Here is a 20,692-nt window from a genome sequence, read left to right as displayed (position 1 = left end):
GGGACGGCACCGGGGGTGCGTCGATGGCGGCAATTGTCGCAGTGCAGCATCGAGAAGTGGAGCTAAACTTCTTAAACCCTCATTAGCAATACTTAATCATGCGCATCGACCATGCCCAACTCCGCGCCCTGGCCGCGGTGATCCGCGAAGGCAGCTTCGAACGCGCCGCGCTGGCACTGAACGTCACCGCCTCGGCGGTATCGCAGCGGATCAAGGCGCTGGAGGAACGCGTCGGCAAGCTGCTGGTCCGGCGCACCACCCCCACCGAGGCCACTGCCGAGGGCCAGGTGCTGGTGCGCCTGGCCGAGCAGACCGCGCTGCTGGAGCGCGACGCGTTCGAGCGGATCGGCCTGTCCGACGCCGACCTGCCGCGCGCCAGCATCCCGGTGGCGGTGAACCACGACAGCATGGAGACCTGGTTTCCCGAAGCCGCGCTGGCGTTCGCCCGGCTCGGCAGCACCACGCTGGACCTGCATACCGAGGACCAGGACCACACCGCGGCGCTGTTGCGCCAGGGTGCGGTGCTGGGCGCGGTCACCACCCTGTCCGAACCGGTGCAGGGCTGCCAGATCCACGCGCTGGGCAGCATGCGCTACGCCGCCACCTGTACCCCGGAGTTCCATGCGCGCCACTTCGCCAGGGGCGTCACCGCGCAGGCCCTGGCGCAGGCCCCGGTGCTGGTGTTCAACCGCAAGGACGACCTGCAGGCGCGCTATGCCCAGCGCCTGACCGGCTCGCAGCAGCCGCTGCAGGCGCCGACCTGGTGGATCCCCTCCACCCGCGCCTTCGTCCACGCCAATCTCGGCGGCCTGGGCTGGACCATGAACCCGCTGCCGCTGGTGCGCCGCCACCTGGACAGCGGTCGCCTGGTCTACGTCAAGGCGCGCGCCTGGGAGGACATCCCGCTGTACTGGCAGCACTGGAAGGGCGAGGTCGCCTCGATGGCGCTGCTGACCCGCGCCATCCTGCAGGCCTCCTCGACCCTGATCCGCCGGCGCCGCTGAGCGCGCCGGTGCGCACCGCCCTGAGCGGCGTCAGTCGAAGTACAGCGCCAGCCCGACGCCGCCCTGCCAGTCGGCGGTCGCTGCGTCCAGCCCGCGCAGGAACGAAACGTCGAGCTGCAGCCACGGCGTCGCCATCCAGGCCAGCCCGGCCCCGGCGGCGCGCATGTGCCGGGCGTCTTCGCCGTAGCCGGCTTCGACATAGGCCGCCACGTCCTCGCCCAGCGGGAACCCGTAGCTGGGCGAGAACAGCCAGCCGCTCCCTTCCGCGCCCCATTGCCGGTCGGCGTACAGCGCCAGGCTGGTGTCGGCCGGCAACGCCCAGGCCACGGTCACGCCCGCGTCGCGGACGTGGCCATCGCCGCCCAGCGGGGCGCGTCCCCAGGGCAGCGTGGTGCCGAGCCTGAAGGCGACCGTCAGCGTGTCGCTGGCCAGCGCCGGCGCCCACTTCAGCGCGACGCTGCCATCGCCGCCGCCTTCGGCACGCTCGCGCAGGCCGGCACCGCGGATGCGCTGGCCGCTCCAGGTGTCCGCGCCCAACTGCAGCTCCACGGTTGGGGCCAGGCCAAGCCGCAGCAGCGTGTCGGCCGTCCACGCGGTGGTGGTCACCCCGCCGCTGCGGTCGCGGCTGCCATCGGGCAGGCCCTGCTCCCAGGCGAGCACGCCCTTGCCCACCGTGCTGGCCGAGAAACCGATGCCCGGCCGGTCATAGGCCGGCGCCTGTGCCGCCTGCGCGTCGGCGCAGGCCAGCAGGGCCATCGCCATTCCAGTCAGAAACCCATGCATGCCCTGCCGCCCCGCTGTGCTGGAGCCCGGCAGTGTACGCACGGGATCGCTCAGCGGTGCGCCAGCGCGTAGGCCAGGGCGCCGGTCACCGCCGCCACCTGGGCGTCGTCGCACTGCTCGTGCGTGGCGCGCGGGCTGTCCGGGTAGACCTCGGTGGTGGTGGTGTAGCGCGCACCGGTGATGCTCGCGCACAGGCCCAGCGCCTTGAGCGGGTATTCGATGACGCCATGCGCCACCACCGGCGAGCCGATGATCCGGCCCTGCGCATCCGGCGGCGCGATGTGGGTGACCTTGGCCACCGCGGCGATCACCGCCTGCTGGAACGCCGGCTGCGGGTTGAGCGAATCGGCGCACAGGTAGAAGCCGTCGGGGACGCTGTCCGGCTCGAACGGCTTGCCGTCGCGCGCGGCCAGCGCCGGGCGGAACTCGCTCTCGTCGCTGTCGGTGGTCTCGTGCAGGTCGACGTGCATCAGGAAGCGCCCCGCCAACGGCTGCACCAGCGCCATCAGCGCCGCCGATTCCGGGGCCGGGCTGGCGGCGATGAAATTGCGGTTCGGATCCAGCGCCAGCGCGTTCCAGCGCTGGATCCGCTCGTAGCCCCACGGGCTCACGCAGGGCGCGACCAGCAGGTTGCAGCGGCCGGCGTAATAGGCCGCGTGCCGCTCAACGAACTTCAGCGCCCCCTGCACGCCGCTGGTTTCGTAGCCGTGCACGCCGCCGGTCACCAGCGCGACCGGCAGGGCGTCGTCCCAGCCGCGGCTGCGGATGGCCAGCAGCGGGTAACGACCGGAGGGATAGTCCAGCTCCCCGTAACCGGCCACGTCGAAGCGGTCGCGCAGGGCATCGATCCGGGCCAGCACGTCGTCGGCATAGCTGCGCTGCACGCGCTGCCGGGCCAGCCATTGCGCTTTTTCCGCCGCGCCCCAGGCCTGGCCGGGGGTTCCGATGGGATAGAAGGCGGTGGTCATGGCGGCTCCTGGTTGCGACGGACAGGCGCGCACTCTACACCGCCGGGCACGGCAGCGATGCCGCGCCCGGGCCCGGCCGCGTCATCTGCCGGGGTCGGCGAGCAGCCGGGCGATGTCCTCGTCCTTCTGCTGCCACATGCCGTTCATCCACTGCTGGAAGCGCGCGCGGAAGGCGCGGTCGCCCTGGTAATCGCCGGCGACCAGCTCGGCCGGGATCGGCCGCTCCCGCACCAGCACCTTCACCTCGGGCACGCGGTCGGCCATCAGGTCCAGCATCGAGGGGATGCCCCCGGGGTAGACGATGGTCACGTCCAGCAGCGCATGCAGGCCCTGCCCCATCGCATCCAGCACGAAGGCCACGCCACCGGACTTGGGCTTGAGCAGGTGCCGGAACGGCGAGCCCTGGCCGTCGTGCTTGGCACGGGTGAACCGGGTGCCTTCGACGAAGTTCATCACCGCCACCGGGATGTCGCGGAACCGCGCGCAGGCACGCCGCGTCGCTTCCATGTCGCGCCGGCCCAGCTCCGGGTTGCGGGCGATCTGCTTGCGGCTGTAGCGGCCCATGAACGGGAAATCCAGCGCCCACCACGCCAACCCCAGCACCGGTACCCAGAACAGCGAGCGCTTGAGGAAGAAACGCAGCAGCGGGATGCGCCGGTTGAACACCTTCTGCAGCACCAGGATGTCCACCCAGCTCTGGTGATTGGCCAGCACCAGGTAGTGGCCGTCGCGCTCGAGCGTGGCCGGCATGTCGGCCTGGAAGCGGGTGCGGGTGAACGCACCCATCATCGCGCTGTTGACCCCGATCCAGCTCTCGGCCAACCCGGTCAGCAGCGGATTGCAGGCGCGACGCACCGCGGCCAGCGGCAGCAATGCCTTGAACAGCGCCACCGCGAACAGCGGCAGGCAGTGCAGCAGGGTGTTGAGCGCGATCAGCAGCAGGATCGGGACGATGCGGAACCATTTCATGGGGGGAATATCTCGCGCAGTGCGGACCGGGGCCGCCATCCGGAACAGAGCGGCACAGGGTAACAAACGCCGCAGGCGCTGGCGGGGCCGGCGCGCCCACTTCCGCCGGACACCCATGCTGGCGCGATAATCTGCTTCCCGCCCCCGCCTCGCCGTCCCCGCATGCCCTCGACGCTGCCGCCCCCGGGCGAGATCCTCGACCTGTTGCCCGACGTGGTGTGCGTGGTCGACCCGGAAGGCCGTTACCTGGCGGTCAACGCCGCCTTCGAGCGGCTCATCGGCTACCGCCCCGAGGATGTCCTGGGACGCTGCATGACCGAACTGATCCACCCCGAGGACCACGCCACCACCGTGCAGGCGGTGCAGCGGGTCATGGCGGGCCACCCGCTGCCGCATTTCCGCAACCGCTACGTCCGCCGCGACGGCGGGCTGGTGGACATGCAGTGGTCGGCCAGGTGGCTGCCCGCCTACGGCGTGCGCATCGCCGTAGGCCACCCGGTCGGCGAACTGCGCGAGCTCGAGCGCCGGCTGGAGTTCATGGCCGCGCACGACCCGCTTACCCGGTTGCCCAACCGCTACCGGCTGCGCGAGGAGCTGGACCGGCTGCTGCGTGATGGCAGCCGGCCGCTGGCCGTGCTCTACCTGGACCTGGACGGGTTCAAGGCCATCAACGACCGCCATGGCCATGCGCAGGGCGACCGCCAGCTGCGCGAGACCGCCGATGGGCTGCGCCAGGCGCTGCGCCACGGCGATTTCATCGCCCGCGTCGGCGGCGACGAGTTCGTGGCGCTGCTGCCTGACTGCAGCGGGCCTGACGACGCCCGCGCGGTGGCCGGCGTGCTGCAGTCCGCGCTGGACCAGCGCCAGGCACACTCGCCGTTTCCGCGCATCGGGGTCAGCATCGGCGTGGCCTGCTGCCCGGCCGACGGCCGCGACGCGGAAACCCTGCTGCGCCGCGCCGATGCCGACATGTACGCGATCAAGCACCGGCGCGAGCGGGCGCCCGGCGCCTGAGCCACGGGGCCGGCACGGGCCTCTGCTACCCTATCGCGATGAACCAAACCGCTGACCCTTCGGCCACCGCTGCTGATTTCACGCCGATGGCGCAACGCTTCCGCGGCTTCCTGCCGGTGGTGGTGGACGTGGAGACCGGCGGCTTCGACTGGAACCGGCACGCGCTGCTGGAAATCGCCGCCATCCCCCTGGACATGGACGAGAACGGCCTGCTGCTGCCTGGCCAGACCAGCTGCGCGCACGTGGTGCCGGCCGAAGGCACCGACATCGATCCCAAGTCGCTGGAGGTCACCGGCATCGTGCTGGACCACCCGTTCCGGCTGGCCAAGCCCGAGCGCGAGGCACTGGAGCACGTGTTCGCGCCGGTGCGCGCGGCGCTGAAGAAGTACAACTGCCAGCGCGCGATCCTGGTCGGCCACAACGCCCATTTCGACCTGAACTTCCTCAATGCCGCGGTGGCCCGCAGCGGCCACAAGCGCAATCCGTTCCATCCGTTCAGCGTGTTCGACACAGTGACCCTGGCCGGCGTGGCCTACGGCCAGACCGTGCTGGCGCGGGCGCTGCAGGCCGCCGGATTCGAGTGGGACGCCAACCAGGCGCACAGCGCGGTGTACGACACCGAGCAGACCGCGCGCCTGTTCTGCCAGATCGTCAACGGCTGGCCACGACAGTAGGCGCCCACGCCCGGCCGATGGCCAGGGCCGGAACGGCCGGCCACCTGGTCAACCCAGGCAGATCCGGTCGCGGCCATCGCTCTTGGCCTGGTACAGGGCCTTGTCCGCGCGCTGGAACAACAGCAGCGGCGTGCGGTCGTCCGCGGCCAGCTGCACCAGCCCGGCGCTGAACGTCACCCGCAGGTTGTCGATGCCGGCCCAGTTGCGCTGCGCATGGAACAGCCCCTGCAGGCGCGTGCACACCCGTTGCGCCTCGTCCAGCGCGGTGTCGTTGAGCAGCAGCGCGAACTCCTCGCCGCCCAGTCGCGCCGGCAGGTCGGAATCGCGGCAACTGGCCGCCAGCAGCCGCGCCACCTCGCGCAGTACCTGGTCGCCCACGCTGTGCGACCAGCTGTCGTTGACGGTCTTGAAGTGGTCGATGTCCAGCACCAGCAGGCTCAGCGGGTGGCCGCTGCGCTGGGAGCGGGCGAAGTCGCGTGCCAGCGCCTCGTCGAAGGCGCGGCGGTTGGGCAGGCCGGTCAACGGGTCCTCGTGGGCCTGGCGCTCGAACGCCACGGCCTGCTGCCGCAGGCGCTCGGCCAGCGCGGTCTTTTCCTGGTTGGCCGCCAGCAGGCGCTCGGCCTGCAGCTGCAGGTCGGCGGTACGCTCGGCGACCTGGCGCGCCAGGCGCATGTTGCTGGTCTTGTAGCGGTGGATCAGGTACCGGTACAACGCCACCAGCGCCAGCAGCAGCACGATGCCGGCTGCCGCCTGCATGCTGCGCCGCTGCCACAGCAGCGGCTCGACGGTGAACTTCCAGGCCGCCTCGCTTTCGCTCCAGCGCCCGCCCGGGTGCATGGCCGACACGTGCAGGGTGTAGTCGCCGGGCGGCAGCCCCATGAATTCCACGCTGCGCTGGTTGCCGCGATCGATCCAGTCGGCGTCCAGCCCTTCGAGCCGGGTGCGGTAGCGGATCCGGTCGGACATCAGGTAGCTCAGGCCGACGTAGCCCACGGTGAGCCGGCGCCCGCCGGGGATCGCGGTGACGCCGTTGGCCTGCCAATGCAGCGGCACACCGTCCAGCTGCACGCTTTCAACCACCACCGGTGGCGGCAGCCGCTCGCGGAACCGCTGCAGCCGCGATGGATCGACCATGCTCAGGCCACCGGCGGTCGCGACCCAGTAGGTCCCATCGCCGCGCAGCACCGCCGATGGCCCGGTGCTGCCGTTGGCCTGGGCGTTGTACATGCCGTCGATCTCGTTGTAGCGCTCCACTTCGATGCGCGGGCTGCGCCCGTCGGCCACGGCGTCCAATGCAGCCTGGGTCGTGCGCAGGATGCCGCGGTTGCTGCTGATCCAGACGTTGCCCAGACGGTCGGGCACCATCTCGAACACGGTATCCACCGGCATGCCCTGCTCCAGCCCCACCCGGGCCAGGTGACCGTCGCGGTAGCGGTACAGGCCGCGGTCGGACGTGGCCCACATCGCATCGCCCACCGGGGTGAAGCCGAAAATGCTGCGGCCTCCGCCCAGTCCGTCCACGTCCAGCCGTTGCACGGTGGTTCCGCGCAGTATGCGGATGCCTTCGATGGTACCGATCCACAGGCCGTCGTGGGTGTCGCGCAGCGCAGTCACCAGTCCCCCCGGCAGCCCGGCGGCCACGGGCACCTGCACGCCATCGGCGCCCAGCCGCACCACCCCGCGCTGGGTGCCGGCCCAGATGCCATCGCCATTGCGGTCGGCGGCCATCACCCGTACGTTGCCCGCCGCCAGGCCGCTGGCCGTGCCGTAATGGCGGCTGCTGCCATCGCGGTCGATGCGATAGATGCCGTCGCCGAAAGTGCCGACCCACATCGCGCCATCGCGGCTCTGGACCACGCTCAGCACCGACGGCGCCTTGCCGACGCTGTTGCGCAGCGGCACCGGCACGATGCGGCCGTCCTGCTCCATCCGGTCCAGGCCGGCGGCGCCGCCGATCCACAGGCGCCGCTGGTCGTCCTCGATCACCGCGCGCACGTAATCGCCGCTCAGTCCATCACGGGTGGTATAGCTGGTGAACAGGGTTTCGCGCAGCCGGTACAGGCCGCCATTGCCGCCCGCCCAGATGCTGCCCTCGGCATCCTCCATCAGGCTGGTGATGCGCCCGTTCTGCATCTGCCGGCTGTTCGGCAGGCGCTCCACGCCGTGGCTGCCGATGCGGTACAACCCCTGGTTCTCGGTACCCAGCCACAGATCGCCATGGCGGTCCTGCAGCATCGCGGTGGTGTGGGAAACCCCGGGCAGCACGTGCACCCGCCGCGCACCGCCGGATTGCATCCGGTACAGCGCGCCATCGGTCACGATCCACACCACGCCGTCCGGCGCGCGGTAGGGCCAGGCCGGGCCCGGCGGCAGGCCCAGGGCGGCCGGTGCATCGCGCAGCACGCCATCGTCGCCGCGCAGCTTCAGCCCATCCATCGTGCCGACCCAGACCCGGTCCTTGTCATCGACGGCCAGCCAGTTGGACAGGGTCATGTTCACCTGTGCGCCCGGCTGCGGCGGCTCGTAGACCATGCGTCCGTCAGCCGCCAGATAGCCGAGCCCGCGCCCCTCGTACAGCAGCCACAACCGGCCCTTGCTGTCCTTCTGCATCGCCTGGATCAACACCTTCGGCGCCGGCGGGTGCTGCGGCCATTGCCGCCAGCGACCGTCGAGGGTGCGCCGCAGGACGTTGCCGCGCGAGTCGCTCACCCACAGCGCACCGTCGCGATCCACGTACAGCGCGCCTATGCCGTTGTCGAGCAGGCCGGGGCGGGTACTGCGGTCATAGAGGTCGAAGTCGAGCCCGTTGTAGCGCGCCACCCCTTCCCAGGTGGCGAACCACAGGTGCCCCTCCGGGGTCTGCGCGATGCCGCGCAGCGAGTTGTGCGGCAGCCCGTTGCGCGAGGTCCACATGTCCACGGCGTAATCGCGCAGCGGCGGCGTCTGCTCGGCCGCGGCCACGCCCCCGGCCGCAACCAGCAGGCACAGCCACAGCAGCACGAAGCGCTGGGCCCAGCGGCCGCGGGCAGTGCCGCGGTGGCACGATCCACGGCATCGATCCAACGACGGGGCCGGGCGGTCGATGCGGTCGGACGGCTGCGGCAACGTCATGTGCACGGGCAGGGGGAGAGTGGGCACATGGTAGGGGGGATTGCCCGCCCCGTGGAGTCCCCGTGGAGCCCCCGTGGCGGGAACCGGGCAGCGGAACCGGCCGGTCCGGCGGCGGTCAGCCTCGGCGCGGGGCGTCCGCGGCGGGCGCTGGCCAGCGGACCACCGCTTCCAGGCCGCCATCGGGGTGGTTGCGCAGGACCAGGGTGGCGCCGTTTTTCTCGGCCAGCGTGCGGGCGATGGTCAGGCCCAGGCCGGCACCGCCGGTATCGCGCGAACGCGAGGTCTCCAGGCGCAGGAACGGCGTGAACACCGCCTCCAGTTCGTCCGCGGCCAGGCCAGGCCCGTGGTCGCGGATGCGCACCTCGACCTGGCCATCCCATGCCTGGGCGCGGATATGTGCCGAATGCCCATACTTGACGGCGTTGTCCACCAGGTTGGAGAACAGCCGCTGCATGGCCAGCGGGCGCAGCGGAAGCACCGCGCCACAGCCCTGCTCGAACACGACCCGGTGCCCGGCTTCGGCCGCATCCGCGGCCACGCTCTGCAACAGCGAATCCAGGTCCAGCACCACCCGCTGCTCGGCACTCTCGGCGCTGCGCGCCAGTTCCAGTCCCTCGCGCACCAGTGCCTGCATCGCCGCCAGGTCGGCGATCAGGCGCTCGCGCAGCGGTTCGTCGGCCACGTTCTCCAGCCGCAGCCGCAACCGCGTGAGCGGCGTCTGCAGGTCGTGGGTGATCGCGGCCAGCATCTGCGTGCGCTCGCCGATATGCCGCTGCAGGCGCTGCTGCATGGCGTTGAAGGCTTCGGCCGCACGCCTTACTTCCTGCGGCCCGGTCACCGGCAGCGGGTCGCGCTGCAGGTCCTGGCCCAGTTCGGTGGCCGCGTCGGCCAGCCGCTGCAGCGGCGAACTGGCGATGCGCGCCACCACGTAGGCGAGCACCGCGATGGCCAGCGACAGCAGCGACAGGAACAGCGGATCGAAAGCGAAGAGGCTGATACGCGCCGTTGCCGGGTACTGCAGTGTCAGCCGCAGCGGCGTGCCATCGCCCAGGTTCAGCTCCACCAGGCGGCAGCGCGGTGGCATCACCGCCGGATAATGCTTGCGCAGCTGCTGGGGAATGTGCGTACGCTGCAGCTCCGGCAGCGGCGGCAGGCAGGCGCGGAAGCCGGTGACATAGGCCCGCGCATTGGCCACCGGCCCGTCGCGATCACCCAGGACCGCCATCAGCGCCACGTCCTCGGCGCCGGCGTGGACGTCGCCCCGCGCCTGGTGCACGCTGGCGCCGCCGGTTTCCAGCAGGCGCGCACGCAGTTCGGGGTTGATCTCAAGCAGGGCCACGAAGCCCTGCAGGCGGTCGGCCATGCGCATCAGGTTCTGCTGTTCGAACTCCTGGCGGCGGTGGGTATCGGCCAGCAGGGTGGCGCCGATCGCAGCGGCCAGCATGCCGGCCAGCAGGATGACGAACAGCCGCCCGGTCATCGAGGCCAGGAACCGCCGCAGCCGCTGCGTCATTCCAGGGTCACCACGCCGGCGAACACATAGCCTTCGTTGCGCACGGTCTTGATCAGGCCGCCGGCAGCGCCGAGTTTCTGCCGCAGGCGGCTGACCTGCAGGTCCATGGCACGGTCCTGGGTCTCATAGCTGCGGCCGCCACTCAGTGCGGCCAGCTGATCGCGCGAGAGCACCTTGTTGGCATGGCCGACGAATACCCGCAGAAGGCGGAACTCGGCGCCGGACAGCATCACCACGCACCCGGCCGGATCCACCAGGTGGCGCCGTTCCAGGTCGAACACCCAGTCGGCGAACGTCGCCCGGCGCATCGCCAGCGGCTCCAGGTTGGCCGGCAGCGCCTCGGTCCGCCGCAGCACGCTGCGGATGCGGGCCAGCAGTTCGCGCGGCTCGAACGGCTTGGCCAGGTAGTCGTCGGCGCCCATCTCCAGGCCGAGCACGCGGTCGATCGGCTCGGCGCGGGCGGTAAGCATGATCACCGGGGTGGTGGAGCGCGTGCGCAGTTCGCGGCACAACGCCAGCCCGTCCTCGTGCGGCAGGTTGAGGTCGAGCACGATCAGGTCGATGGGTTCGCGCGCCAGCGCATGGCGCATCTCGACGCCATCGGCGGCGGTGCTCACCGCATAACCGGTGCGGCCGAGCTGTTCGGCCAGCAATCCGCGGATGTCACTGTCGTCGTCGACCACCAGCAGGCGATGCATGGCCCGGACCTCATTCGTGGACAGACCGCCATGCTAACCGAGCGTGGCCCGTACGCGCCGCGGTACCACGGGACCGGCCTCAGCGCGCCTCCGCTGTGCCGTTCCATCCCAGGTCCGGCTCGCGGTAGTAGCGGACGCCCAGTGCGTCCAGATGCGGACGCAGCGCCCCCATGCGCCGCACGAAGCCGGCATAGTCGCGCCGCGGCGCGGGGCTCCACGCCACCTCGGCCACCGCCGCCAGGCGCGGCCACAGGCGCTCGTCGGTGGCGGCATCGGTATGCACGAACTCGCTCCACAGGGCCGCTTCCACGCCCACCGCCGTCGTGTAGGGCGTCGGGTCGAAGGCATACACCCGGGCCAGCGGCACTCCTTCGGCGCGGCACCAGTCGGCGCCGGGCTGGCCCGCATGGTTGCCATGATCGATGTACAGGTACGAACACGGCGACAGGATCAGCGGGTGCCCCCTGGCGACCGCCGCATCGATGGCATAGCCGTCGTTCCACAACTGCAGCAGCGCGCCGGGCTGCAGGTCGGCCACCGAGCCCTCCTCCCAGACGATGGGCGTCAGCCCCATCGCCTCCACCATCGCCGCGGCGCGTGCCACGAACCCGGCGTACAGCGGATGCTTGATCTCGTCGCCGCCGATATGGATCTCGGCGGACGGGAAGATCGCCACCACCTCCTCCAGCACATCGCGGACGAAGGGGTACACGACGTCGGGCTTGTCCAGGCACAACACGCTGAAGCCCACCTCCACGCCCGAGTAGGTGCCGCGGTTGGCCACGTCATCGCAGGCCAGCGCGTTGTACGAGGCCAGCGCCGCCTGCACGTGGCCGGGCATGTCGATCTCCGGCACCAGGGTGACGCCACGCGCCTGCGCGTAGGCCACCAGGTGCCTCAGCTGCGCCTGGGTGTAGTAACCGGCGCGCCCGCCCTGCACCGCGCTGGCGCCGCCGATTTCCACCAGCCGGGGATACCGCTTGATCTCGATCCGCCAGCCCTGGTCGTCGGTCAGGTGCAGGTGCAGCCGGTTCAACTTGAACAGCGCCATGCGGTCGATGTGCCTTTCCAGGTAATCGACCGGCAGGAAGCTGCGCGCCACGTCCAGCGAGAGCCCGCGCCAGCGGTAGGCCGGCGCGTCGGTGATCGCCAGCCGCGGCACCCGGTACGCCGGGCCGGCGCTGGCCGGCAGCAGCTGGCGCAGGCTCTGCACCGCGTGCAGCAACCCGGCATCGGTACGCGCGCTCAGGTGGATCGCATCGTCCACCACCAGCCGGTAGCCCTCCTCTCCGAGCGCGGCGTCGTCGACCCGTTGCAGGCGCAGCGGCGTGCCGGTGTCCGCGTTGGCGATGTCCAGCGTCGCCAGCAGTTCGTCCAGCGCACGCCGGGCCATGGGGGCGGCGCCCGCGTCTTCCACCGCCACCGCCGCGGCAATCCGCAGCGTGCCCGGACGGGTCTCCAGCGAGCGTGGCAACGGCACGATGTGCGCCACCGGCGCCGCCTCGACGGCCACCGCTGGCGCCCGGTGCGCGCAGCCGGCCATCACCGCCAGCGCCGCCCAGGGCAAAAGAATGTCGAGCTTGAACAACCGTTTCATCGCGCCCTCGCCTGCCGGTAATCGAGCAGCGGCAGTCTGCCGGCGCCGCAGCGGCGCCCCTCCACGGCGGGCCCTATGCCCGCCCTGCCTGCGATGATCAGTCGGCGCCCTTGACGATGCGCCCGTCCTTGACGATCACCGCGAAGTTGCGCGCCGGGTCGGCGATCAACTGCAGGTCCTCCAGCGGATTGCCCTCGACCAGCAGCAGGTCCGCCAGCGCACCCTCCTCGACCACCCCCAGGCGCCCGCGATAGGGGCTGCGCAGGCCGGACAGCGCCAGCAGTTCGGCATTGTCGTGGGTGACCATGCGCAGGATCTCGGCCGGCGTGAACCACTCCCGCAGGCCGAGGATGAAGGCGTTCTGCTCGACATTGAGCGCCGGCTCGAACAGGAAGTCGGTGCCCCACGCCATGCGCACCCCGGCACGCTTGGCCATGGCCCACATGCGCGCCTGCCCGTCGATCACCGGCTTGCGCTTCTCGCGGCGCAGCGGGTCCATGTTCTCCGTGCTCGCGCGCAGGGTCTGGCTGGACAGCCAGACACCGCGGCTTGCCATCAGCTTCAGCGTGTCCTCGTCCAGCATCTGCCCGTGCTCGATGCTCTTCACGCCGGCTTCGATGGCGCGACGCACCGCATGCACCGTATAGGCATGCACGGTGACGTAGGTGCCCCAGTCCCCGGCGGCCTCCACCGCGGCGCGCATCTCGTCGAGCGTGTACTGGGTGACGTCCACCGGGTCATAGGCCGATGACGTGCCGCCGCCGGCCATCAGCTTGATCTGGCTGGCCCCCATGCGCAGGTTCTCGCGCACCGCGGTGAGTACCTCGTCGCGCCCGTCGGCGATGAAGGTCGCGCCCATCTCCTCGGCCAGCGCCGGCTTGCCGAAGAAGCGTCGCGAGCGCTCGTGCGGCAGGCGCATGTCGCCATGCCCGGCGGTCTGGCTGATGGTGGCGCCGGACGGCCAGATGCGCGGGCCGCGGGTGCGGCCGGCATCGATCGCCGCCTTGAGTTCGAAGATCGGCCCGCCGACATCGCGCACGCTGGTGAAGCCGCGCAGCAGGGTGCGCTCGGATTCGGCCGCCACCCGGGCGGCGAGCTGGTCCGGCGTGGCGGCCAGGGCCACCATGTCCGCCTGCGACAGTGCGGTGAAGGTACTGTGCCAATGCGCGTCGATCAGCCCCGGCATCAGCGTGCGGCCTCGACCCTCGATCACCGTGGCCGCGGCCGTGGGCGTCGCCGCCGCGCCGATCGCGGCGATATGGTTGCCGCGCACCAGTACGTCGGTGGGCGCCCCCAGCGTGCCGCGCACGGTGTCCAGCACCCGGACCCCGCGGAACAGCAGTTCGCCCTCATCCGGTACGGCCTGCGCGAATACCGGTGCGGCGAACAACAGCGCCCACAACAACGACAGCGGGCGCATCAGCCAGACGCTGGACATGGCGGTTCCTCCCTGTGGCATGCCGATACCGCCGGCCGGCGGCCGCGCCAGTATAGGCGGCGGCATCGCCACGCCGGCAGGGGGAGCCATCCGCCGCCGCAGGTCGTCAGCTGCCGGCGAACACCGGTTCCAGCAAGCGGAAGGTGCCGGCGTCGGCGTCCATTTCCACGCGGCCGCCGACCGGCACGATGAACTGTTCGCGGATGTGGCCGATCATCGCCCCGCGGAAGGCCGGGATCTTCAACGGCGCGATGTAGTCGGCGAACAGCTGGTCCAGGGTCAGCGAGCCGTAGCCGTCGCCGGGGGTGCAGCCGGTGCATTCGCCGAAGATGAAGCCGGCGATCCTGTCCAGCGCGCCCATCAGCTTCAGCGTGCTGAGCATGCGGTCGACGCGGTACGGCGCTTCGTCCACGTCCTCCAGGAACAGGATCTTGCCGTTGAAATCGGGCAGGTACGGCGAACCGGCCAGCGCGGTCAGTACCGTCAGGTTGCCACCCACCAGCTCGCCGCGCGCGGTGCCGCCGGTGATGGTGCTGGTGCGGTTCTTGCGCGGCACCAGTTCGTCGTCGGTATCGACGCTGTTGCGGTATTCCATGAGTTCGCGCTTGAAGAACAGGCGCTCGAACTGGTCCACGTTGAACCGGTTCCAGCTGCCCGATCCGATCGGCCCGTGGAAGGTCACCAGCCCGGTCTTGGCCTGGATCGCGCAATGCAGCGCGGTGATGTCCGAATAGCCGAGCAGCACCTTGGGGTTGGCACGGATGGCGGCGTAGTCCAGCAGTGGCAACAGCCGCGCCGCGCCGGAACCGCCGCGCACGCAGACGATGGCCTTGACCTGGCGGTCGCCGAACATGGCGTTCAGGTCGCCGGCGCGCTCGGCATCGGTGCCCGCCAGGTGCCCGTAGCGCGCGCCATAGTGGGCACCGGTCCTGACCTTGAAGCCCAGCGCCTCCATCGCCTCGCGCGCCAGCTGCAGGCTGAGCTGGTCGCTGCTGGCCGCCGACGGGCTGACCAGCCCCACCGTATCGCCCTTCTCCAGCGGCAGCGGCAGCAACCGCGCGCCGCGTTGCGCCGCCAGCGCGCTGCCCGTGCCCATCAGGGGCAACAGGGCCCCCGCCAATGCCGTGCCACCGAGGAATCGCCGCCTGTCCATGCCACCGCCTGTCTGCAGAAAGTGCGGCCGAGGGTAGCAACGGGCCGGCCTGCCCGACAGTGCGCCGCCGGCTTCATGCAGGCCCGCGTCCACGCACTGCAAAAGCGCATGGCACAAGGCATCCGGCATGTTTCGCATGGCGCTTGCCGCGGCGCATCCATAACCGCGCGGCATGGGTGCCGCACGAACTGTCATGCCCTGCCTCCGACTCACCACGCATGCCCGCCGGGCGGTCAGTCTCCCGGCACCGGGGAAACGCCATGCAAGGCACTGCTCACGGCAACACCGGCCGAGGCAGGCGGGTCATGAAGCAACGCACACGCCCAGCGAGCGGCTCTTGGCGCGGTACATGGCCGCATCGGCCGCGCGCAGGTAGTCGTCGATCGTCTTCAGCCCGGACTGGCTGCTGACCATGCCGATGCTGGCGCTGCTGCTCACCGTATGCGGGCCGATCATGTACGGCACTTCGAGCGCCGCGGCGATCTGCCGGGCGCGCTCGGCCGCCTCGCCGGGGTCGATGGATTCGAGCAGCAGGTTGAACTCGTCGCCGCTCATGCGCGCGACCAGGTCGACGTTGCGCACGCACGATTCGAGGCGACGCGCCACCTGCTGCAGCAACTGGTCGCCGACATGATGGCCCAGGCTGTCATTGACCGCCTTGAACCGGTTGAGGTCCAGCAGCAGCACGGCGAACATCGTGGTACCGCCACGCGCCGGCATGTCCACGCCGTCCCCGGATTCGCTGCGGTGCAGGGCGATGGCGTGCGCCAGGCGGGCCCGGAACAACGGCCGGCCCGGCAGGTTGGTGAGCGCGTCATAGGAGCTGCCGCGTTCGGCCAGGTCGCTCAGCGAGCCGGCCATGCGCACGGCAACGCCGTCGTCGAACTGGGCCACGCCACGCCAGTTCACCCACACCAGCCGTCCCGAGCCATGGAACGCCCGGAAATCCACCGAGAAGTTCGGGCTGTTCCCCGACAGGTGCCGGCGGTAGGCCAGCTGCACGCGGGCGCGGTCGTCGGGGTCGATGAGCTGCTGCAGGAAGTGCCAGCCGCCGTGATGCACCGGGTCGCTGTCGCCCATCCCGACGATCTGGCGGAAGCGCTCGGACACGTGCATGACATCGGTACGCAGGTCCCAGTCCCAGATGCCGTCGTTGGAGCCGAGGGTGGCCAGCGCGTAGCGGTTGTCCGAGCGCAGCAGTTCCAGCTCGGTGTGCTTCTCGCGGGTCACGTCGATCATCAACCCGATCATGCGGTTTGGCCGGCCCGGCTCGACCACCGCCCGGCACAGGTCGCGCACCCACACGACCTTGCCGCACTTGGCGATCAGCCGGTAGCTCATCTCGTAGGCGTAGCTGTGCGTGGCGTTGTACGCGGCCTCGTCGATGAGCAGCGCCTCGGCCAGGTCGTCCGGGTGCACATGCGCGCGCCAGAAGCCCGGATCGGCGCGCCATTCCTCCACGGTGTAGCCGAACAGCCGCTCCACCTGCGGGCTGAGGAAGGTATTGCCCACCCCGCGCTCGGCTTCCCAGACCACGCCGTCGATGGTCTCAAGCAGGCGCAGGAAGCGCTGGCGGACCTCCACCAGCACCTGCTCGGTGACCTCGGTGATCTCGATCAGCACGCCCTGGCGGCTGATCACCCGCTCGGCCTCGTCGGTCTCCGGGTGCAACTGCAGCCGCACCCAGCGGTAATCGCCCGCGGCGAAGCGCAGCCGGAACACCGGCATGCCCGAGCGCAGGGTGCCCACGTCGTCGGGATGCACGAATTCCAGCAGCGACCGCCCCAGCGCCGCGTCCAGCGGATGCCCGGTAAGCGCGTGCCAGGCCGGGTTGAGGTAGGTGATCGCCCACAACGCATCCGTCTGCACCACCGCTTCGGGCAGCAGCTGCAGCAGGCTCGCGGAGGGTGTGGGGAGGGCGGACATACGGGGCTATGGTCACCGAGCGCCATCGCCCCGTCCAGCGGCGGGCCCGCTTGGGCGTTCATCCCGGCGGGGGCGCATGATCGTGGCCGGACGATCCTGCCCACCCCACCCCGCGGGCCGGCCGGCGCTACCGGGGGCGCCGGCAACGCGGCAAGGCCCGCCCCGGGGCCCTGCCGTCGCGGCCAATCACATGTTCCGGCGGTACTCCCCGCCCACGTCGTACAGCGCGTGGCTGATCTGGCCGAGGCTGTGGGTCTTGACTGCCTCGATCAACGCCGCGAACACATTGCGGCGCTCGCGCGCGGTGTTCTGCAGGTAGGCCAGGCCGTGGCCGTCGTGGACGCCGTCGTCGTTGCAGGCGCTGCCGACCACTTCGTGGCTGTGCGAGGTCTCGCCGGCCGGGGCCAGCACATTGCGGTTGCGCTGCCAGTTGCGCACGTTCTCGATCTGCTGCCCCTTCTCCTCCTCGGTCGAACGGATCAGCTCGATCTCGGTCGCCACTTCGCCGGCGTGTTCCTTGGGCAGGAACATGTTGACGCCGACCAGCGGCAGGCTGCCGTCGTGCTTCTTGTGCTCGTAGTACAGGCTCTCTTCCTGGATCTTGCCGCGCTGGTACATGGTGTCCATCGCGCCGAGCACGCCGCCGCGCTCGCTGATCGCCTCGAATTCCTTGTACACGGCCTCCTCGACGATGTCGGTGAGCTTGTCGACGATGAAGCTGCCCTGCCACGGGTTCTCGCAGAAGTTCAGCCCCAGCTCCTTGTTGATGATCATCTGGATCGCCACCGCGCGGCGCACGCTTTCCTCGGTGGGCGTGGTGATCGCCTCGTCGTAGGCGTTGGTGTGCAGGCTGTTGCAGTTGTCGAACAGCGCGTACAGCGCCTGCAGCGTGGTGCGGATGTCGTTGAACTGGATCTCCTGCGCGTGCAGCGAGCGGCCGGAGGTCTGGATGTGGTACTTCATCATCTGGCTGCGCTCGTTGGCGCCGTAGCGCTCGCGCATCGCGCGCGCCCAGATGCGGCGGGCGACGCGGCCGATGACGGTGTATTCCGGGTCCATGCCGTTGGAGAAGAAGAACGACAGGTTGGGCGCGAAGTCGTCGATCCTCATCCCGCGCGCCAGGTAGTACTCGACGATGGTGAAGCCGTTGGACAGGGTGAAGGCCAGCTGGCTGATCGGGTTCGCGCCGGCTTCGGCGATGTGGTAGCCGGAGATCGACACCGAGTAGAAGTTGCGCACGCCGTGGTCGACGAAATACTGCTGGATGTCGCCCATCATGCGCAGCGCGAACTCGGTGGAGAAGATGCAGGTGTTCTGCGCCTGGTCTTCCTTGAGGATGTCGGCCTGCACGGTGCCGCGCACGGTGGACAGCGTCTCGGCCTTGATCCGCGCGTAGGTGTCGGCATCCACCAGCTGGTCGCCGGTGACGCCAAGCAGGCCCAGGCCGAGGCCGTTGTTGGTCGGCGGCAGCTCGCCGTGGTACTGCGGGCGGGTACGACCTTCGAACATCGCCGCGATCTTCTTCCCGGCCTCGGCCCAGCGCGCCGGGTCGGCCTTCAGGTACTTCTCCACCTGCTGGTCGATGGCGGTGTTCATGAACATCGCCAGGATCATCGGTGCCGGGCCGTTGATGGTCATCGACACCGAGGTGGTCGGCGCGCACAGGTCGAAGCCCGAGTACAGCTTCTTCATGTCGTCCAGCGTGGGAATGTTGACGCCGGAGTTGCCGATCTTGCCGTAGATGTCCGGGCGCGGCGCCGGATCCTCGCCGTACAGGGTGACGCTGTCGAAGGCAGTGGACAGGCGCGCGGCCGGCTGGCCGACGCTCAGGTAATGGAAGCGGCGGTTGGTGCGCTCGGGGGTGCCCTCGCCGGCGAACATGCGGATCGGATCCTCGCCGCTGCGACGGTACGGGTACACGCCGCCGGTGTACGGGTAGGAACCGGGCAGGTTCTCCTTCTGCAGGAACACCAGCAGTTCGCCCCAGCTGCGGTAGGTGGGCGCGGCGATCTTCGGGACCTGCTGGTGGCTGAGCGACTCGCGGTAATTCTCGACGCGGATGGTCTTGCCGCGCACCTGGTACTCGTTGACCTCGTCGGTGATCGACTTCAACCGCGCCGGCCACTCGCGCAGCAGGCGCAGGGCCTCCGAATCCAGCGACTGCACCGCGTCGTTGTAGCGCTGGCGCAGGGTGCGCAGGCTGGTGTCGGCGGCCGCGTCGGTCAGGGCATCGGCCGGGTACAGGTCCAGCGCCGCCGGCAGCGCGGCATCGCCCAGTTCCTTCAGCGCCTGCCAGCAGCCCTGGGCACGCTCGGCCACCTCGGCCTGCGATTCGATGCGGGCATTGATGGCGCGGCCCTGCTCGGCGATCTCGGCCAGGTAGCGCACGCGGCTGCCGGGAATCAGCACGGTCGCGCGCGGCTCCTTCAGCGTGGTGTCGATGGCCGGCATCCAATCGCAGCCGCCCTGCGCTGCCGCCTCTGCGTTCCCCGCTCCGCGCTTGTCGCGCAGCAGCCGGCACAGGTTGGCGAACATCCAGCTGATGCCCGGGTCGTTGAACTGCGAGGCGATGGTCGGGTACACCGGCACGTCCTCGTCCTTCATCGCGAACGCCACGCGGTTGCGCTTCCACTGCTTGCGCACGTCGCGCAGCGCGTCCTCGGCGCCGCGCTTGTCGAACTTGTTGAGCACCACCAGCTCGGCGTAGTCGAGCATGTCGATCTTTTCCAGCTGGCTGGGTGCGCCGAAGTCGCTGGTCATCACGTACATCGGGAAATCGACCAGGTCGACGATCTCCGAGTCGCTCTGGCCGATGCCGGCGGTCTCGACGATCACCAGGTCGTAGGCCAGCGACTTGAGGAAGCCGATGCAGTCGCGCAGCACGGTATTGATCGCCGCGTGCTGGCGGCGGGTGGCCATCGAGCGCATGTACACGCGTGGGCTGCGCAGCGAATTCATGCGGATGCGGTCGCCCAGCAGCGCGCCACCGGTACGGCGGCGGGTCGGGTCGACCGAGACCACCGCGACGCGCATCTGCGGGAAGCTGGCCAGGAAGCGATTGAGCAGTTCGTCGGTGACGCTGGACTTGCCGGCGCCGCCGGTACCGGTGATGCCGATGACCGGGGTCCTGCCGCCGGCCAGCTGCCACTGCCGGCGCAGGTGCGCCAGTTCCGCTTCGCCGAAGGCGCCGTCCTCCAGCCGCGACAGCATGCGGCCGATGGCGATCTCGTCGCCGATGCCGGGCACGCCGCCGTCGTCCACCGCCGGTACCGCGTCGCGGGCATCGCCGGCGCGCCGGACCACGTCCTCGATCATCTCCACCAGCCCCATCTTCATGCCGTCGTTGGGGTGGTAGATGCGCTCGACCCCATAGGCCTGCAGTTCGCGGATCTCTTCCGGGGTGATGGTGCCGCCGCCGCCACCGAACACGCGGATGTGGCCGGCGCCGCGCTCGCGCAGCATGTCCACCATGTACTTGAAGTACTCGACATGGCCGCCCTGGTAGGACGACAGCGCGATGGCGTCGGCGTCTTCCTGCAGCGCCGCGCGCACCACGTCCTCCACCGAGCGGTTGTGGCCCAGGTGGATCACCTCCGCGCCCTGTGCCTGGATCAGCCGGCGCATGATGTTGATGGCCGCGTCATGGCCGTCGAACAGGCTGGCGGCGGTGACGAAACGCAGCGGGCTGGTTTCCGTCTGCGTCTGCGGGAGGTGGGGGGCGGGAGTGCTCATGGGCCGTGCGACATCTCGGTTTCTGTTGAAACCGATGATAGAGCCGCGCGCCGCGCAGGTCAGGTTGCAGCGCAGCGTGACCCGACCGTCACGCCGCCCCTGCCCCCGGAGG

Annotated in this window: 14 protein-coding genes; 3 read left to right on the top strand and 11 right to left on the bottom strand. The window is 70.3% G+C overall.

Annotated elements, in window-relative coordinates; all coding sequences use genetic code 11:
* Positions 1-98 precede the first annotated feature (98 nt).
* A complete protein-coding gene (locus ABB33_RS16090) occupies positions 99-1,004 on the top strand; it encodes a LysR family transcriptional regulator ArgP (protein ID WP_054664448.1) in 906 nt (301 codons plus the stop codon).
* 30 nt (positions 1,005-1,034) lie between these two features.
* Here ABB33_RS16090 and ABB33_RS16085 read toward each other — a convergent pair whose 3' ends face one another.
* From ABB33_RS16085 to ABB33_RS16075, 3 genes are all read right to left on the bottom strand, one after another.
* Positions 1,035-1,760: a transporter gene (locus ABB33_RS16085; protein ID WP_161809436.1), complete on the bottom strand. Its 726-nt coding sequence runs from the start codon at positions 1,758-1,760 to the stop codon at positions 1,035-1,037.
* Positions 1,761-1,837: 77 nt separating this feature from the next.
* Positions 1,838-2,755, bottom strand: coding sequence for a M14 family metallopeptidase (locus tag ABB33_RS16080; RefSeq protein WP_056932751.1), 918 nt, complete (start codon positions 2,753-2,755; stop codon positions 1,838-1,840).
* A gap of 81 nt (positions 2,756-2,836) precedes the next feature.
* Entirely contained in the window at positions 2,837-3,724 is an 888-nt protein-coding gene (locus ABB33_RS16075; protein WP_054664440.1) for a 1-acylglycerol-3-phosphate O-acyltransferase, YihG family, read from the bottom strand.
* A gap of 162 nt (positions 3,725-3,886) precedes the next feature.
* Here ABB33_RS16075 and ABB33_RS16070 point away from each other — a divergent pair, with 162 nt between their 5' ends.
* Both ABB33_RS16070 and rnt read left to right on the top strand, forming a co-directional pair.
* Positions 3,887-4,738 (top strand): sensor domain-containing diguanylate cyclase, encoded by an 852-nt coding sequence (locus tag ABB33_RS16070; protein ID WP_056932750.1) that lies wholly within the window; start codon positions 3,887-3,889, stop codon positions 4,736-4,738.
* Positions 4,739-4,776: 38 nt separating this feature from the next.
* Positions 4,777-5,412 (top strand): ribonuclease T, encoded by a 636-nt coding sequence (gene rnt / locus ABB33_RS16065; RefSeq protein ID WP_054664434.1) that lies wholly within the window; start codon positions 4,777-4,779, stop codon positions 5,410-5,412.
* Positions 5,413-5,460: 48 nt separating this feature from the next.
* Here the strand turns inward: rnt and ABB33_RS16060 are convergent, their stop codons facing one another.
* The 8 genes from ABB33_RS16060 to ABB33_RS16025 all read right to left on the bottom strand — a co-directional run bounded on the left by ABB33_RS16060 (position 5,461) and on the right by ABB33_RS16025 (position 20,580).
* Entirely contained in the window at positions 5,461-8,523 is a 3,063-nt protein-coding gene (locus ABB33_RS16060) for a ligand-binding sensor domain-containing diguanylate cyclase (RefSeq protein WP_082595144.1), read from the bottom strand.
* Positions 8,524-8,638: 115 nt separating this feature from the next.
* Positions 8,639-10,036: an ATP-binding protein gene (locus ABB33_RS16055; RefSeq protein ID WP_056932749.1), complete on the bottom strand. Its 1,398-nt coding sequence runs from the start codon at positions 10,034-10,036 to the stop codon at positions 8,639-8,641.
* On the bottom strand, positions 10,033-10,734 hold the full coding sequence (locus tag ABB33_RS16050) for a response regulator (RefSeq protein ID WP_054664429.1): 702 nt from the start codon (positions 10,732-10,734) through the stop codon (positions 10,033-10,035). Before ABB33_RS16050 ends, ABB33_RS16055 begins: the two co-directional genes overlap by 4 nt.
* 79 nt (positions 10,735-10,813) lie before the next feature.
* The gene (locus ABB33_RS16045) at positions 10,814-12,331 is read right to left on the bottom strand and encodes a beta-N-acetylhexosaminidase (protein ID WP_056932748.1); all 1,518 of its coding nucleotides are present in this window, start codon (positions 12,329-12,331) and stop codon (positions 10,814-10,816) included.
* 97 nt (positions 12,332-12,428) lie between these two features.
* Entirely contained in the window at positions 12,429-13,769 is a 1,341-nt protein-coding gene (locus tag ABB33_RS16040; protein WP_152985134.1) for a metal-dependent hydrolase family protein, read from the bottom strand.
* A gap of 106 nt (positions 13,770-13,875) precedes the next feature.
* Positions 13,876-14,865 carry a S66 peptidase family protein gene (locus tag ABB33_RS16035; protein WP_232522531.1) on the bottom strand — a complete coding sequence of 330 codons (990 nt, stop codon included), beginning with the start codon at positions 14,863-14,865 and terminating at the stop codon, positions 13,876-13,878.
* A gap of 360 nt (positions 14,866-15,225) precedes the next feature.
* Complete coding sequence (locus tag ABB33_RS16030; RefSeq protein ID WP_056932746.1) at positions 15,226-16,848, bottom strand: sensor domain-containing diguanylate cyclase; 1,623 nt, start codon at positions 16,846-16,848, stop codon at positions 15,226-15,228.
* 186 nt (positions 16,849-17,034) lie between these two features.
* Positions 17,035-20,580 carry a methylmalonyl-CoA mutase family protein gene (locus ABB33_RS16025; RefSeq protein WP_056932745.1) on the bottom strand — a complete coding sequence of 1,182 codons (3,546 nt, stop codon included), beginning with the start codon at positions 20,578-20,580 and terminating at the stop codon, positions 17,035-17,037.
* Between the last annotated feature and the right edge of the window lie 112 nt (positions 20,581-20,692).

The organism is Stenotrophomonas acidaminiphila, from assembly GCF_001431595.1.
Lineage (GTDB): Bacteria > Pseudomonadota > Gammaproteobacteria > Xanthomonadales > Xanthomonadaceae > Stenotrophomonas > Stenotrophomonas acidaminiphila.
Note: the sequence above shows the minus strand (reverse complement) of the source record. Positions and strands in the feature narration are given on the sequence as shown.